This is a genomic window from Brevibacillus composti, from assembly GCF_016406105.1.
GTDB lineage: Bacteria > Bacillota > Bacilli > Brevibacillales > Brevibacillaceae > Brevibacillus > Brevibacillus composti.
Window position 1 is genome coordinate 2911862 of the sequence record NZ_CP066308.1, and the last position, 16467, is coordinate 2928328.

The window sequence follows — 16467 nt, forward strand, 5'->3', positions numbered from 1 at the left end:
TGTACCACTAGGTGGTCAATTATTAGATTAGCATTCACAAGTATTCGGAGATGGAGGATTTCAATCAGGAGGTGAAGTCTGTACAGACAAGGAAAGCCAATGTAATGGTGTAACCGTCAAGTAGTTTTGAACACTTTTTGCTCATTAAGATTGAACACTTTTTTCTCCGAAAATAGAGCTCCTGTATTTGATTCTGTAGCTTTCTTCGTTTAGTTGGATCACTTCCACTCTGTGAAGCAATCGATCTAATATAGCCGTCGTAATTCCTTGATCACCTATTAATTCTCCCCACTGTTCGGGTCCTTTGTTGGATGTTAATATGATTGAACTTCGTTCATACAGGTTGTTTATGAGGTGGAAAAATAGGTTTGCCTCCCTTTGATCCATTGCCATATACATGAGATCATCAATAATGACCAAATCGGATTCGTTTATTCTTTTAAGCTGCGTTTGTGATTTTGTGAGGTACTCTTGGGTTTTCAATAGATGGATCAACTCTCCCATGGTTGAAAAGGTAACTTGAAAACCCTTTTGTATCGCTTCTAACCCAAGTCCAATTGCAATGTGGGTTTTGCCCACTCCTGGAGGACCAAGAAGGATCAGATTGTACTGTTGTTCTAGCCAATTCAGTTCCTTCAACTGTTTGATTTGGCGGGAACTGATTGACTTTTGCTCATCGATCTGAATTCTTCCAAGGTCTTTTGATAGGGAAACTTGGCCCATTTCAATCTCCTCTCCGCATTTTTTGCTTCTCTCCGTTTCAATTCATAGGTTAAGAGTTCTTCTAGAAATTCCTGATAGGTCCAAGAGAATTTTTCAGCTTTACGAAGGAATTCAGGCAGTTCATTGGCTGTCTCCGCCATCCGAAGATGGCGGAAGTAATTTTGCATGGTCTGTACGGTGCTGTTCAACGTCAAATGCCCCCTAGTATTTTTAAATATTTATCCATTTCCCTCGTTGGTGAAGTGGCTTGTAATGCGGAGAGGTTGCGGAAGTTGCTTGGTATTGCTTGATCGAAACGAGGTTCTGAGGAGGGCTTGGTATCTTTTAGTCGGGAAAGGTGCTGTGCAACATCCCGGAGGTCATTTGCACTCCATAAATGGTCTTTTACACATACATCCAAGGCTTCCTCAATATCAGGTTGGAAATGGGTGATGGCATATTGAACGATTTGCAAATGATCACGTACATACCTCGGATACCGAACGCTTATCTCATGAATAAACAGCATTGCTTTTTCTTGATCGTGAAATTGGCGGATAATGGTCTCCTTATAAGCATGAATCCCTTTAGATCGATCACGTGAGTGCTGTCTACTTTTTATAAGCTCTCCTTTTCCGTGGCAAAGCCGATGTCGTGCAAGAACTTCTCCTTGCGGAGTTGCTCTGACAATCAGTTCCTCTTCATGAATCTCGATAAATACTTGATTCTCTCCCCTTGGACGGTATGTCCCTAAAGGAAGGGAGTACCGATTGGATTTATATTTAATCACATTGTCCTTATGGACAGTTCTTGTTATACTGGATCCACGGTTGCTCTCGAAAGAGAGCAGGGGAGAGACTGGCTTCAAGTGTTGCTTTTCGAGGGCGTGCACTTCAACCGGTCTCTTTTTTGTTGTATGGTGCACATTGTAATTGCCTGTCCGTGATAGCCAGGCCAGAGACCGTTCGTTCCATGCATCGATATTGGAGAAAACCCTGTGTTTGGCAAAGTTTCTTTTCACGAATTTCACTACGTTTTCTATCTTGCCCTTACTTTGCGGATCTGCCTTGCGGCATAAATAAAGGCGAAATCCACGTTCTTGCTTATAAGACTGAAATTCACTCGTCAGGATAATGTCTCCTGCATTTTCACTTACGGTGATCAGGTGATCTTGGTCATAAACCAATTCCTCTGGCATTCCTCCGAAAAATACGAATGCGTTTTCATGGCATCTGATTGCATCCCTTGTGGTAAAGGGTCTGCTTTGCCACTCTACATACTTGAAACGGGAGTGGGAGAGAACAAAAGTGATGAAGTATAATCTCACGTCCTTTTTTTCCATATTTTTAACCGTGACTTCTCCCCAATCCACTTGAGCCTGTTGGCCCATTGGCAACTCGTCCACTGCTTCGTGATCACGAATATGTACAATTTTCGGAATATGGTATATTTCCCTTAGCTCACTAACATAGGATCGAACTGTGCTTCCTCCAATCTTAATGGAAGGATATTTCTCCTTTAACCAGTCCTCGACCTGAGAAGAAGACAGATCTGGATGTTCATGTAACCAACTGAGAATCCTATCCCGGTAGGGATTCAACTTTTTGCTTCTGTTACCAAGGGAATTGACCCAATCTGATGCCTCCTCAAAAGTCATATCTAGATATTTATAGACCGTGTTCCTCGACAGATCCAATTTCCTTGCGATGGCTGCCACCTTAAATCCTTGCTCTTTTAATTGATGAACCTGAAGATACAACAGTAATTTTTCCACCTTTCCCATCCCCCAGCCAAGCTATGTTGAACAAGTAATCATAGCTTAACTGGGTTACCAAGTGAAAGAAAAAAGTGTTCATTTCTATTTGGCGGATACTGTTGAATTTAGTTTAGCAGTTACAAATGGATCCGGTTAAACCAATCGTTGATCAATGGCTACTTGTGTTGCTGACGAAAGACAATGCCCAATTGCTGACGGGATTGCCTGTCCGAAATATGCCGAATATAATGACCATATCTCAGAAATGGAAAAGGATGCCTCCCAAGATGTGGGCCTGAGGCAACAGGCTCACGGGATGCATCCCCCCAAAACAATATGATCATTGTATCAAAATATGAGCTTGTTGAGAAGTTGCCCGGCGTTTTGTGTGAGTCAAGCCATAGTGGGCAGGATTTTTTTGTCTCCAAAATAAGACTTCTGGTTTCCTCTTCTTGAAAGCGTTTTATTTTTGTATGATTCCTTTCTTCCACTCGATTTTTGCCTCATCCGCGAAGGGCTTTTAAGGCCAGCCCGGTAGGGCTGCTTTGATATGGCCCGTGCAACAGGCGGATCGTCCCGTTTATATAGCCTTTTGCCTGCTCTTTCACTTCCCGTAGCAAGTCCTTCACTCGGACCATTGGGTTGGGCTGTAACACTTGCTTCTTCGCTATCGCCTGGCCGCTCAAACGACTTCCCTCTTGTCGTGCCATAATGGCTCGCAACATCGCTTGTACTCCCCGTACACTCCAACTGTAGCCGCCTCGTTTGGTCCTTTTTGCCATCACCCGCATTTGCGCTTCCGCACTCCCCATTGGACGCATGCCCGTCGTGTCGATACCAGCTTCACCCAGAACCTTTCGATAGTCGATAAGATGCCTTCGATGCCGCCGTAAATAGGCCACGTATTTCCGCCATTCGTTCCGGTGCTCTTCCAGAATCTTTTCCTCCGGTACGGACTCTACTGTCGCCAGCAAGATATCCGCTTCAAAGGCCGCCAACGCCTGCCTTACCGTCTGCCACGTCTCTGGCAACTGACCCAGGAATCGGCGCAATTCTCGCGCCACATGAAAGCGATCCAGTGTGTAAATACAGCGGTGAAAGTAGGATTCGCATTCTCCAATCCAATTGGCCCCATCCCCATTGACTACGATCCATGTGTTTTCATCCATGTCGTAATGACGAACCAGAAAGTCGCCAAACCCTTCCCAGAACTCTCCCTTCGTCGTATGCAGGTAATGGCGTTTCGACCTAAGCCGCACTCGGTCCCCCTCTTGTTCCCATCCTTCGTGCACAATCGCCATTCGATTTTCCATTCCCCGCTGGCGTTGCCTCTGCAATGAGGTGTAAAGTCCATCCACTTCCACAAACAATACGCGAACCGACCTTCGGGTCGCTTTCGACACGATGGTTGATGCTTGTTCAACCCGCGTGATTAGTTTGTCCCGAATGGCCTCATGGCTCAGTACCCGATACCCCAGTAACGCTTCCAAGCGTTTTGCGCTGTCCCGGTACGAGGGGCCTTGGCTAGCAAATTCGATCGCTATCTCTTCCAAAAACGGGCTTAGCTTCTCCCGCCCGTCAAAGGCCAGCATACGATCCAACAAATACACATGTTGACCCTTCACGCGATCCTGATACAATCGCCGTTTGAATCGAACCGTACCAAAGAGCGTGTCGATCTGGACTTCTCGTTGGTCCTTCAGCCGAAAGCGTGAATGATCCCGTTGATGCATCAGATACTCGTCCAACGCTTCCAAAATATAAGCCATACCGGCAGCGAACTGTTCCTGCAACGTTCGAAACAACAACGTTTCAAGCTCTTTCATTGTGGGAAATTCCGTGGTAAACTTGCTCACAGGGTTTCTCCTCCTTGGTGTGTTTGGTTTTGGCGCTTTACACTTTACCAAGAAGAGAAGCCCTTTTCTATACCCTCCAACTGATTTTTCTTCAAAAATTTCTTTTCGGTTTGCCCACGAACATTTTACTCATACGGCGTTTTTCGTTCGATGTGCAGAGGTGGTTCCCTCTCCTTGCTGTGGAGAAGAGATGAACGTTATTGGTAGCCGGAGGAGGAAGGTCGCAAGTGAGAGCGGAGAAGTCCGCCTGCTTGTCATCCGTCGGTTGCGTTGTTCCCAGTGCCAGAAGATTCACCATGAGCTTCCGGATTGTGTGGTGCCGTACAAGCGATACGATTATGGCTTGTATCGAGCAAATCGTTTCAGACGCTGAAACGTTATCTACGGTAGCAGCAGACGATGCAACCCTGTTGCGCTGGAGGAACTGGTTCCAAGCGCAGTACACCTACTTGCTCGGATGTTTGGCATCGATCACCATTCGCTTCACTCAGAACCCTGTGGAGAAATCGTCCGTATCTTCGCAGTCTGCACATCATTGTATCGGACACTACGTCGGGGATGCCCCCGGCTGGCTGGCGAGAATTGTCCGCCCCATCGTCAATTCAAATTTGTGGGTACATACCCGTTCTGCATTCTTGTCCGTTTAGCCCTGCGGTAGACTCATCTCGAAGTCTACCAAGTGAGGTGCTAAGGATATGAAAGATCAAAAGAGAGCCGAGGCCATTGCGGCGGAGCGTGTACAACTGCTGTCTCCGCTTTTGGCAGAAGGACTTGACCCTGCCAAGGCGAGAGAGATCAAGGCTAGGATTTGTGAGCAGACAGGAATCTCCGAGCGGACGCTACGCCGGTATTTGGCAAAGTATCGTCAAGACGGTTTTGGGGGGCTAAAGCCGAAAGGCAAAGGGCGGCAACCGTCAGACGCAACGATTCCGCCGGAGGTATTAGAGCAGGCCATTCTGCTGCGCCGTGAGGTACCCAGCAGAAGCGTTGCCCAACTCATTCAAATCCTCGAATGGGAAGGACGTATCCAACCTGGTGAGATCAAGCGCAGTACCCTCCAGGAGAAGCTAGCTCAGCGTGGCTACAGCACACGCCACATGCGTATGTATGCTGAATCAGGTGTGGCCGCAAGGCGTTTTCAACAGCGCTATCGCAATCGTCTCTGGCATTCGGACATCAAATACGGTCCGTATTTGCCCATAGGTCCGGATGGTGCCATGAAGCAAGTGTTCCTTGTCACGTTCATCGACGACGCGACGCGGTTTGTGCTGCATAGTGAGTTCTATCCGGTCATGGACAAGACCATTGTGGAGGACTGCTTCCGCCGGGCGATTCAGAAGTTCGGCGTACCCGAATCGGTCTACTTCGGCAACGGCAAGCAATATCGTACCAAGTGGATGACCCGTGCATGCTCCAAGCTCGGCATCCGGCTGTTGTTTGCGAAGCCCTACTCGCCGGAGGCTACAGGGAAGGTCGAACGTTTCAATCGCGTTGTTGACGCGTTTCTAAGTGAGGCAGCGCTTGAGAAACCGAAGACACTGGAGCGGCTGAATGAGCTATTTGCGGTGTGGCTGTCGGAGTGCTACCAGAACAAGCCGCATTCAGCGCTCGAAAACAAACGCAGTCCAGAATCAGCTTTTCGCAGCGACAAGAAGGCGCTCCGTTTCGTCGATCCAGATACGCTCGCAAATGCCTTCTTACACTGCGAGACACGTAAGGTCGACAAGTCGGGTTGCATCAGCTTCATGGATCGCAAGTATGAGGTTGGCCTTTCATTCATCGGCCGCACGGTGGATGTCGTGTTCGACCCTGCGGATATCACGGAACTTACGATCGAGTACGAGGGGCATACGCCGTGGCGTGTTCGGGAACTCATCATTGGCGAACGCGCGGGAAAGCGTCCGCCGTTACCGGACCACCTGAACAGATTGCCAGCTGACGCCTCAAGGTTGCTTGCTGCTGCAGAAGAGCGCAGCCGGGATCGAAAGGCTCAGCAGGTACCTGCTGTAGCCTACCGCCGGGTCAAGAAGGAGGACAGCCATGTTTGAATCCTTTTACGGGCTCCATTGTTCTCCATTTTCGAGGGATATTCCAACGAGTGAATTGTACGAGTCGGACATACTGGAAGAGACGCTCGGACGTCTTACGTACGCAGCTGAGCGGCAGTGGTTTGCCGTTGTTACCGGCGACTGCGGAACAGGCAAGACAACGACGATTCGCCGGTTTACCGAATTGCTCGACCCTGCCAAGTACAAGGTGCTCTACCTGTCGGACTCCAAGCTGACGCCGAGACACTTCTACAAAGGGCTGCTTGAGCAACTCGGCTGCGAGTCAAAGTTCTACCGAGGCGACGCCAAACGCCAGCTTCATCGCGAGATCGAGCTCATGCGCGGCATTCATCGGCTACAGCCAGTTGTTGTCATCGATGAGGCTCATTTGCTCGACCGCGAAATGCTGGAGGAAGTACGCTTTCTGCTTAATTTCAAGATGGATGCACAGAGCCCGATGGCGCTCATTCTCGTGGGCCAAAGCGAACTATGGGATCGCCTGAATCTTCAGGCGTATGCTGCGATCCGTCAACGTATCGACCTGCAGAGAAAGCTGCCCTACTATGATCGAGCCCAGACGGGCGCTTATATTCAGCGGCATATGACTTATGCCGGTGCAGAGCATGATGTTTTTACGGATAGTGCGATCGACGACATTTACCGTTTCTCCAGCGGTGCCGCTCGGATGATCAACAAGGCGTGTACACACTGCCTCATCTACGGCGCACAGAACAGACATCGGATCATCGACGATCATATGGTCAAGCGTGTCATACAGGGAGAATTATCGTGATTCTCCCCTTTTTCATTAATTCAGTCGGACATCTTGTCCGTCACCAGCAGGACAACTTATCCCGTCAACTGGTGGACATTATGTATTAGCAGTAACAATTGCCAGTTGGGACAGTTTGTAAACATTCTTGCGAAGTAGAGTTCTCATAAGAAGCAATCTCTGCAATAGTTTTCGCATTTTGCTTCCAATGATCCGAATACATGAATCCCAAAATATCGATATCTTTAATATTCTGATCGTTATCCATCTACATCTCTCCCTCAGATTCTGTTTCTTTGACCGTTCAGACAGCAGCTCTTGCTTAAGAAAGGAGGTGGGGCCCGATGGTCCACATCATTGATCTAAAGGTATCATTTGCTTTCGTTTTCTGTCCTGGTTGCTCCACAAATGGAGCAAAAGCTCGTTGGGTTTTCGGGTTATGCGAGGATTTCGGTCGAAAGAAACAAGAATCTGCTCCATTTGTGGAGAGTTGATGATGAGTGCTTTGATACGGGATTAAGTTGATGGAGTGTAAAGCTTAGGTTGAAGGAAGACCTTCTTCAACTAGCCTTAAAATTCATCCATGGTGAAATAGACGAAATCACTTATATCAGCAGGCATGATCGAGACTGGTATGAGGTGAAAGAACTGGCAGCTACTGACCCAATAACTTTTGGTATTCTGCTACGGAAACTATCCTTGCCTTATCGTCGAAAAGCATTGATACATGCCTTTAGTTTAAGGACAGCGGAGTTAAAAACACTCTTGCTGGGAGATTTTTCGGAATCTTCTTCTACAATTTTCGACTTAACAAACCCTTTGAAATCTAGGAGATTCAGCAATGAGCTACTGGCCCAATTTGGCATCATCCACCGTGTTCCTTTTGATTGGGCTTATAAGGATAGGCTTGTTATGGAGCGATGGAACTTTAAAAATTATGATTTTAGCGGGATAGCTTTAACTTGTATGAAAGACCTGATTCCGTTATTGAGAATGGCTGAAGATCGTAATAGAGATGTAAAAGGATATGTCATCCAGACAAACACGGATCAAGAATGTTATATCCGTCTAGAATCACGAACCGATGTGATCGTCGTTGATCTATATCAAAATGACCTATTAAGTTTGGACAAACTCATGTCCGCTCTAAAATCGAGGTCCTTAACATGGTCAGGATTCATTACCCAATCCGTTGTACCTGGGCACCGGTACTGGACATTCATTGGGGCGGAAAATGAATCAGCTATTGCTCGGGTCTTGGAATCGGAGTTCAAGTATATCCAAAACGACATGCGATTGTGATAGGACAATCAGCATATGGAATAAGGTGTATTGAGGTGAAAAGTATGGAGCGAATGCCGACAATCAAAATCGTATATGTGCCTCATACTTTATGCAGTGATACAGCACAAATCTCAAACACCTTATCCGCTGCAGAGGCCAAAAATGCCGTTATCGATTACATCCTAAAGCGTTTGATCTTGAAACCGACTGAATAAGCCGGTTTTTTTGTTTCTCTCTTTGTCCATACTGGAAAGTGATAGTGATAAGAAAGGAGAAGAGCGAACCTCCATGTATACGGCCATATATCCAAGGGTTTCTACAGGCATGCAAGCATCAGAGGGCACAAGCCTTGATGCACAAATTGAGATTTGCATGCGGAAAGCGAAAGACTTGGGAATTCCCGAATCCATGATCAAAGTTTATCGCGAAGAAGGATTCACAGGTGAAGATATCGATCGGCCCGCCATGAATGAATTCAGACAAGATGTTGCGCAAGGGCTGGTCCGTCGCTTGATTGTTACCCACCCCGACCGGTTGACCAGGGACTTGACGGATAAATTAATCCTTTGCCGTGAGCTGGAGCGGAGCAATATCGAGCTGGTGTTCGTGGACACGGAATACCGGAATACGCCGGAAGGGCAGCTTTTTTTCAACCTGATGAGTTCCATAGCACAATACGAGTTGTCTTTAATCAAGAAGCGGACGGTACGCGGAAGACTCAAAGCGGTGGAAAAAGATAAGAAGATCATGCCCATGCGTGTGGCTCCCTATGGATATGATCTTCATGAAAATACCTTGATTATCAATGCGCAGGAAGCCGAATTTGTCCAGAAGATATACCACTGGTATGTTCATGAGAACTATACGCTTCGTGAAATCGGGGATCGACTCTATGCGTTGGGGGCGGTACCCAAACGAGGGGAAAGCAGGAACTGGAGCGCCAGTTCCATTAGAAGGGTTCTTACTTCTGAGGTGTACATCGGCAAGTTCTATTACAATCGTAGAGAAACCCGGAAGATTCGCGGGGAGAAAACCAAGAACGGCACACCGAAAAAAACATATGCCTTTCGCGAGGAAAAGGACTGGATCGAGGTTACCGTGCCAAGTATCATTGACCCGCAACTGTTTGAATTAGCCCAGGTGCAGAAAGAGAAAAACATGAAACGGTCAGGAAATGTAAAGTATGAGTATTTGTTAAAATCCATGATCCGGTGTGGACATTGCGGCAGAATGTGGCAAGCAACTACTTATACAGGCCGGGTAAATAAAGAAACGGGAGAAAAGATCCGTTACACCTGCTACAGATGTCCAAACCTCTTCCCAAAGAAGTATGGTGAAGGAGTTGAGAAGTGCCCAACTCAAACGTTGCGCGCCGATATGTTGGATCATTACGTCTGGCAGCTCATTTTGGAGACATTGTCTAATCCCGATGATTATATGGAGCGGCTGCAAAGCAAATCGAATGAGATTAACCTGGAACTTCAATCCGCCGCGGACCACATCAAACGTCAGCTGGAGCAGAAGGAGAAGGAAAAGGAAAAAATCAAAATCATGTTCAAGCGGGAGGTCATTGATGAGCAGGAGATGCTTACCGAAATGCAAAAGATTAATGCCGGACTAAAGTCGTTGGAGCAAGAGCTTGCCGGGTACGAAAAGCAGTTGTCAGAACAAGCGGAGAAGGAAATATCGGCCAATCGGATTGCCGAGGTCTCCAAGGCTGTCCGAAACTTTATCGAGAGCGCCGGCGACGAGCTTACCCTTGAGGAGAAGCGACATATCCTGGAGACCCTGGTTGATGAAGTTATTATTCGCTACGACGGGAACGAAGTACAGATTACTGCAGTCGGCGCCCTTGACGAGTTGAAACGGCAACAGTTTCTTCAGCATGAGGATGACATCGGTTCGTGTTCACAACCTCAAAAAGTTCGAGAACACCGGAGAAGACAGTGAAGATTTGATTTCCATTGGAACCATCGGGTTAATCAAAGCGATTGAGAGTTATCAGGTTGATAAAGGGACAAAGCTGGCTACCTATGCTGCGCGGTGCATTGAAAATGAGATCCTGATGCATCTGCGCAGTTTGAAAAAGACAAAAAAAGATGTCTCCCTGCATGATCCCATCGGTACGGACAAAGAAGGAAACGAAATCACCCTGATCGACGTGCTCGGCACCGAAACGGACGAAGTGGTGGATGCAGTGCAACTGAAACTGGAATCCAACAAAATTTACCAGCATATTCACATCCTCGACGACCGGGAAAAAGAAGTGATTATCGGTCGATTCGGGCTGGATCAGGACAAGGAAAAGACGCAGCGGGAAATCGCCCGCGAGCTGGGCATTTCCCGTTCCTACGTATCCCGGATCGAAAAACGGGCCTTGATGAAGCTGTTCAATGAATTTTACCGGACGAAGCAGGCACAGGGGAGATAGTGTTCATTCCTTCGGGAGTTGATACGCGCTCACTTCTTGGCATGTGTGCCCCTTCGCTGTCTTGAGGGACGATTGCGAAGGGGGATATTCCCGCTAAGGGGTGGGCCTTTTTCTTGCCAGCGAATCAGGGACAATGAGATCCCGGCGTGGACAACACTCCACGCCGCTTTGTCATTTTTCGTACAGATGCCATGAAAGAAGGATAACAAAAACGAAGGGGTCATACGGCAGTGGCCTCCCCCTTAGTTGACTCATCCCCACCTTTATATTAATTTTGTAGTATTCTCTCATGGACAGCAGATTAAATATTGGGGTGATCTAGTTTGTATGAAGAAAGATTGTATGAGCTTATCTGCGAAAACAGCGCTGTAGTCGACATCACAGATGAGGAGCAGTTTTATCGCTTTTCGACTTCGTTTATGGCGCAAGAGCTTAACATTCCTCGAAGCATTGCTAGCTCCACCCTGAACAAACTGTACGGCACAGGCGAACTGACGAAGATCAATACAAGACCCGTCTATTATTTGAGCCGCACACAGCTGGAGATGCGATTTCATGTTGATCATATCCCCGCATTGTTTTCAAGCGTTGATCAGTTATCTGCTTTTCTCCAGCAGAATCATGAAAGGAAAGATACCTTTTCCGCCATCATCGGCCATGATAAAAGCCTAAAAACGCAAATAAAACAGTGCAAGGCGGCGGCGTATTATCCTGGGACGGGGCTGCCGCTTTTAATAAGCGGACCTACCGGGACCGGCAAAAGTATATTGGCAAAGCATATGCACACGTTCTGTTTACAGAAAAAACTGATTATGGAGAATGCTCCGTTTATTACATGTAACTGTGCGGATTACGCAGACAATCCAGAATTGCTGACGGGCGTGCTTTTTGGGTATGTAAAAGGTGCTTTTACCGGAGCGGACCATGACCGAGTTGGCATTCTAGAGCTCGATGAAGCCCATCGTCTCAGTTCCAGCGGTCAAGAGAAGCTGTTTATCTTTATGGATCAAGGGATCTTCAATCGGCTAGGCGAAGGTTCCAAAAACAGAAGGAGCAAGGTTCGGTTAATTTTTTCCACCACAGAGCGTCCCAAAGATGTATTTCTTGAAACCCTATTGCGGCGTATTCCCATCCACATTCATATGCCGGCTCTGGAGGAACGAAGCAGGGAAGAAATTGTGCACCTGATCTGCCATTGCCTCAGCAATGAGTCTCGCATGTTAGGCCGCGATCTGATTGTCGGCCAAGAATTTTTCAAAGTGCTTTTGCATCATAAATTTGAAGGCAACATCGGAGAGTTGAAAAACGCGATCAAGTACGCTTGTGCCCAAGCGTATCTCCTCTTTTGTGAGCAGGATGCCGATGATGTGATCGCTGTACAATGCAGCGATCTGCCGGACAAGATCGTCAACGCCTCAAATCGCAACCGTCATTCAAACGGGTGGGAGTGGAAACTGGCTCCCGAACGAATCCGGATATCCAAAAACTTCAGATATGAAAAAATTCAGCGGTTGGTAGAAAAACAAGCCACCTCTCGCCATGTGCAGACAGCATATGAACATGTGTATCATGCTTATCTCTTTGCTGCCAATCAGCAGGCGGATCAGACAGCAGCGGGCATGGAAAAGAAGTTGAAACAATACATGGATGTGCTGGTTGAGGAGCAAAAAAGCATCGGGTCAAACATCCAGTTATCCGTTCTGGACGCAACCATCACTCATATCCTAGACAACTTTTTATCCGCCTGGGATGTAGCCCTGCCCAATCATGTGCGCCATTTTCTCTCTCTTCATTTTTTCAGAAGAATGAATTTTATGAATATGGATAACGCGATATCTGGAAACGAATCAAAGCGATTCGAAGCTTTCTTGCAAGTGAGTTTCCGCAAGTGTATTCTCTGACAGAGAATCTGTTTCAACTCTTTTCGATCAATCTCGAAGTCCGTCTCAAGTACGCTGATTTTATCATCCTTGCCTTATGCATCAAGATAAGCATGCAGCAGTCAAAGACGTTTCGCACGAAAGCCATCATTGTTGGAAACGGATATTCTGCCGCAACGAGTATTGCAAATACCGTCAATCGATTGCTTGATCATCAACTGTATGATTCCATCGACCTGTCTCCCGATATTCCGGAAGAAGCATTTGCCCAACGGATCCGTTCGATAACCGAAAGCGCTGACCAGAGAGACCTGATTGTCCTGGTTGACACGGATCGTTTTGTCGAACAAAAAATAGCGATTTCCGAACAGTTTACGGGCAGTGTGTTCATCCTAAGAAATATAACGACGCAATTTGCCCTCGGGGTGGGGCGTGCGATCATGCAGGATTTATCCGCGGAAGAGATCTTTGGTTCTCTCTCCAACCATCATCATCTGAAATACAATCTTTACCACTCCTATGGAGTGCCGTTTTTTAATAGCAATGGGGTAAATTTGTTCCTCACGATGTCGAAAACGGTCCGGAATATTGGGTGGAAAAAAACGGGATGGGTTTGGTTAATCGCAGTTTATCAAGTGATTCTGATGGTGTGGCATCATATGAACAGAGTCGGCACAGACAAGTTGGCCGAATGGATGAACACTAGTCCATTGACATTGTCCGAGATCAATAACGAAAAAGTTGATTGAATCTATCCTGAAAATTAACTCGTAGCACGAACTGAAAAAGGCAGCACGAAGTTGACCCTGAACCTTACAAAAAATGGTTAGGGTTAAAACGACGAAATATAGTCACTAAAGGCTCAAGATGCTACTGATTCTTCTGTGACCTTTAACCCCAAGGATTCAAGTTTCTTTAGAGATTGTCTGATGATAGTGTCGCGTTTGCGTTCCTCGTAATAAGTCGGGCCCAATTCAATGTAAGGTTGTCTGCGCTTGAGAATGTAATACGCGATCATCAATATGCTGTGAGCTACGGCTACTACTGCTCGATTGGCTCCCCTACGTGCGGCAATCCGATGGTATTGACTGGACAAGTACGTATTCTTCGTTCTCCCAGCGGCGCGTGCAGCTTCAACAAGAGTGCTTCGGAGTTTCTTGTTCCCTTTACGGGTCTTTCCTGATTTACGTTTACCGGCACTTTCATTTTGACCTGGACACAGCCCCGCCCATGAACACAAATGAGCGGCGGAGGGGAATTGATCCATATTGGTGCCGATTTCGGCTACAATCGTTTCAGCCGTTCTTCTCGCCACTCCGGGAATCGTGTCCAGCAGTTCCAGGTCTTCTTCAAAAGGGAGCATGCGCCTCTTGATCTCTTCGTCCAGTCTGCCGATTTCTTCGTCAAGATAGTCGATGTGCCGCAGTTGCGCTGCCAGCATCAGTTTTTGATGGTTTCCCATCAGCCCATTCAGCGCTCGCTTTAAATCTTCTTTTTTGTTTTTCAATCGCCGCTGTGCCAGTTCCGAGAGCAGTTCAGGGTTCTCTTCTCCGGCGATCATCGCCTCAATCATGGCTCGACCCGATTTCCCAAGCACATCGCTGGCGACAGACGACAGTTTGATGTTGGCGCCTTCAAGCACTTTTTGAACGCGGTTGACTTCTCGTGCGCGTTCGTCAATGAGGCTGCGTCGGTATCGAATTAACTCTCGCAGTTCCCGTTGATCGCGGCTTGGGATGAAGCTACCTTGCAGCAGACCGTGACGAAGCAGTCCGGCAATCCACTCGGCATCTTTGACATCCGTCTTGCGTCCGGGCACATTCTTCATGTGCTTGGCGTTTACAACCAGTGTTTGAATCTCCTCAAGCTCTAACAAGTTGTAAATGGGCTTCCAGAACGAGGCGGTGCTTTCCATCGCGACATGGGTGCACCCTTTGCTTTTGATCCAATCGACAAGTAGGATCAGGTCATCGGTCATAGTAGAAAAGGTCCGGATTTCTTTGGTTTCAGGTGTGATCACACAGGCCACCACGTTCTTCTTGTGAACGTCCAGCCCGCATACGTGGGTATAAACGACGTCCATACAGCAGAACTCCTTGCGGCGGTATGGATTGAGGGCTGGTGCAGCAACCGTCGAACGATTATTCTATCCTGCGTGCTCCCGAAAGGGGCAACAATCTGTGGTGCACCTGGTCGCTGGGGTTCTGTCTAATTCACGGGCTCGAAAGCACCATAGTTCCACGACCTCCCTCGCCAGCCGCAAGTCCATTATACCGTACGCACCCTATTTTCATCATCTGATGGTGCCGCGGCAGCGGCATGGGTGTCTAAATAGAAATACATCATTAGTAGTTATAACCAATAAACAACATGATCGCTACAAAAATTGCACACGTAACCCAAGTATATAGAGAAACCTTGGATTTAGTTGAGTTCCATCTCGAAAGAGCTGCCAACCCAATCAAGGACACGGCAATAAGCAGCAAAATAGGAACCATCAGAAACCACATATTTTACCCCTCACCTTAAAAGAAATGCCCCCGCTGGTAGTAAATGTGTCTAATAATACCCATATTATACCATCGAAATCCGTGAAGGAGAAAGAAAGATAAGCCCACAACAACGGGTTTTTTTGCAACCTGAAAACGAGAGAGGAGGCAAACATGGTGATTTGTCGCCATGGAATCCAAATCATCAGCCCCAAAGTGGGGAAATGACTGGTTTTTTCTTTTTTTGGAAAAAGGAAGCCGAAGCACATCTTGTACTCATGCTTGAGGTTATGAAGTGATTTGATCACGAGAGACGGCTGATAGAGTAATGGAACGGTAATTTGTTGGAGATACCTTTGGGGAAAATTGTATGGTAAGAAACTAACAAGCTGCACGGGTGATGCAGTATTGACCGAATGAATGTAGCACTCAAGCGCAGAAGCTGGAAATATTTCTCATAATTATAGGGAATTTAGGTAATTTTTGTTTACTGATTTGCTATAAAATAGTATAAATATGTTGTATTTGGTTAAATATACCAGGGGGTAATTTTGTGAAAAAATTAAAAAAGGTTGTTTGCTAATTTTACTCACGGTTTTAGTTAGTACAACTGAAATGTCCTCTAACGTTCTTGCATTTGAATCAGAAAGGGCTGATTACTATGAAATTGACACAGATGGTGATGGCTTGAAAGATATTTATGAAATGGAAATACTAAATCCAAAGGAAAAAGACAGTGACGGAAATGGTATACCGGATGGAAATGAAGACACAGATAACGATGGTTTAACCAACCTGGAGGAACAAGATCTGGGAACAAATATAAATAAAGCAGATACAGATGGTGATAAACTGGAGGATTATCGGTTTAACCCCTTAAAATTTGAGTCTTTCACCCTTATTTTCGCATTTTCATATGCTTCTTCCCTCCTTCAACCACCTAGGAGTCTAGGAAGGAAAACGCCTAGCGTCAAGGAGATCACTTGACCCCAGACGTTTTCCTTCCTGCTTGTCAGCTAGGTTGAAGTAGGGATCATTCTGCAATCCTTTGCCATACTACACTTTCACAACAAATGGTGTAATGAGTTGCAAGGCAAAGGCTTTACCAAATTCTACAGGTGATAAATCGTACAAGCTTCCATGAATCCGTCGCTGATTATAAAAGAGCAGATAGTTTGTCACGATTTCATAGGCTTCTTGATAGCTCTGAAATTCATTCCGCTGCAAACATTCTTTCTCCTGTATTTGG

The 16467-nt window shown here is 46.7% G+C and carries 14 protein-coding genes and 1 pseudogene; 9 read left to right on the top strand and 6 right to left on the bottom strand.

The genetic code is table 11. The features are described from left to right. Positions 1-144: 144 nt before the first annotated feature. The 3 genes and pseudogenes from istB to JD108_RS14905 all read right to left on the bottom strand — a co-directional run bounded on the left by istB (position 145) and on the right by JD108_RS14905 (position 4314). A pseudogene (istB, locus tag JD108_RS14895) lies at positions 145-911 on the bottom strand (IS21-like element helper ATPase IstB). A 2-nt stretch (positions 912-913) separates the two neighbouring features. Beyond that, positions 914-2464, bottom strand: a complete 1551-nt coding sequence (istA, locus tag JD108_RS14900) for an IS21 family transposase (protein ID WP_144083832.1) — start codon at positions 2462-2464, stop codon at positions 914-916. Between the two features lie 497 nt (positions 2465-2961). Further along, positions 2962-4314 (bottom strand): ISLre2 family transposase, encoded by a 1353-nt coding sequence (locus JD108_RS14905; protein ID WP_198826639.1) that lies wholly within the window; start codon positions 4312-4314, stop codon positions 2962-2964. Between the two features lie 190 nt (positions 4315-4504). Between JD108_RS14905 and JD108_RS22380 the strand changes: the two genes are divergently transcribed. The 3 genes from JD108_RS22380 (at position 4505) to JD108_RS14915 (ending at position 7155) form a co-directional block, all read left to right on the top strand. Continuing rightward, complete coding sequence (locus JD108_RS22380; RefSeq protein ID WP_267459278.1) at positions 4505-4687, top strand: DUF6431 domain-containing protein; 183 nt, start codon at positions 4505-4507, stop codon at positions 4685-4687. A gap of 322 nt (positions 4688-5009) precedes the next feature. Continuing rightward, on the top strand, positions 5010-6362 hold the full coding sequence (locus JD108_RS14910) for a DDE-type integrase/transposase/recombinase (protein ID WP_198826819.1): 1353 nt from the start codon (positions 5010-5012) through the stop codon (positions 6360-6362). Next, positions 6355-7155 carry an ExeA family protein gene (locus JD108_RS14915; protein WP_198826820.1) on the top strand — a complete coding sequence of 267 codons (801 nt, stop codon included), beginning with the start codon at positions 6355-6357 and terminating at the stop codon, positions 7153-7155. Before JD108_RS14910 ends, JD108_RS14915 begins: the two co-directional genes overlap by 8 nt. Positions 7156-7240: 85 nt before the next feature. Here JD108_RS14915 and JD108_RS14920 read toward each other — a convergent pair whose 3' ends face one another. Then, positions 7241-7402, bottom strand: a complete 162-nt coding sequence (locus JD108_RS14920; protein WP_198826821.1) for a hypothetical protein — start codon at positions 7400-7402, stop codon at positions 7241-7243. A gap of 275 nt (positions 7403-7677) precedes the next feature. Here JD108_RS14920 and JD108_RS14925 point away from each other — a divergent pair, with 275 nt between their 5' ends. From JD108_RS14925 to JD108_RS14945, 5 genes are all read left to right on the top strand, one after another. Continuing rightward, on the top strand, positions 7678-8436 hold the full coding sequence (locus JD108_RS14925) for a hypothetical protein (RefSeq protein WP_198826822.1): 759 nt from the start codon (positions 7678-7680) through the stop codon (positions 8434-8436). 270 nt (positions 8437-8706) lie between these two features. Then, positions 8707-10368 carry a recombinase family protein gene (locus JD108_RS14930; protein WP_198826823.1) on the top strand — a complete coding sequence of 554 codons (1662 nt, stop codon included), beginning with the start codon at positions 8707-8709 and terminating at the stop codon, positions 10366-10368. Beyond that, entirely contained in the window at positions 10304-10849 is a 546-nt protein-coding gene (sigK, locus tag JD108_RS14935) for an RNA polymerase sporulation sigma factor SigK (RefSeq protein ID WP_198826824.1), read from the top strand. Before JD108_RS14930 ends, sigK begins: the two co-directional genes overlap by 65 nt. Before the next feature lie 323 nt (positions 10850-11172). Further along, entirely contained in the window at positions 11173-12750 is a 1578-nt protein-coding gene (locus tag JD108_RS14940) for a sigma 54-interacting transcriptional regulator (RefSeq protein ID WP_198826825.1), read from the top strand. Beyond that, positions 12738-13478 carry a hypothetical protein gene (locus JD108_RS14945; RefSeq protein ID WP_198826826.1) on the top strand — a complete coding sequence of 247 codons (741 nt, stop codon included), beginning with the start codon at positions 12738-12740 and terminating at the stop codon, positions 13476-13478. The genes JD108_RS14940 and JD108_RS14945 overlap by 13 nt, the downstream gene beginning before the upstream one ends. A gap of 113 nt (positions 13479-13591) precedes the next feature. Here JD108_RS14945 and JD108_RS14950 read toward each other — a convergent pair whose 3' ends face one another. Next, entirely contained in the window at positions 13592-14812 is a 1221-nt protein-coding gene (locus JD108_RS14950) for an IS110 family RNA-guided transposase (protein WP_198826827.1), read from the bottom strand. Positions 14813-15794: 982 nt separating this feature from the next. Between JD108_RS14950 and JD108_RS14955 the strand changes: the two genes are divergently transcribed. Continuing rightward, a complete protein-coding gene (locus JD108_RS14955; RefSeq protein WP_198826828.1) occupies positions 15795-16205 on the top strand; it encodes a hypothetical protein in 411 nt (136 codons plus the stop codon). 69 nt (positions 16206-16274) lie between these two features. On the opposite strand, the gene JD108_RS14960 is transcribed toward JD108_RS14955, so the two are convergent. After that, entirely contained in the window at positions 16275-16445 is a 171-nt protein-coding gene (locus tag JD108_RS14960; protein ID WP_198826829.1) for an IS3 family transposase, read from the bottom strand. Positions 16446-16467: the final 22 nt, after the last annotated feature.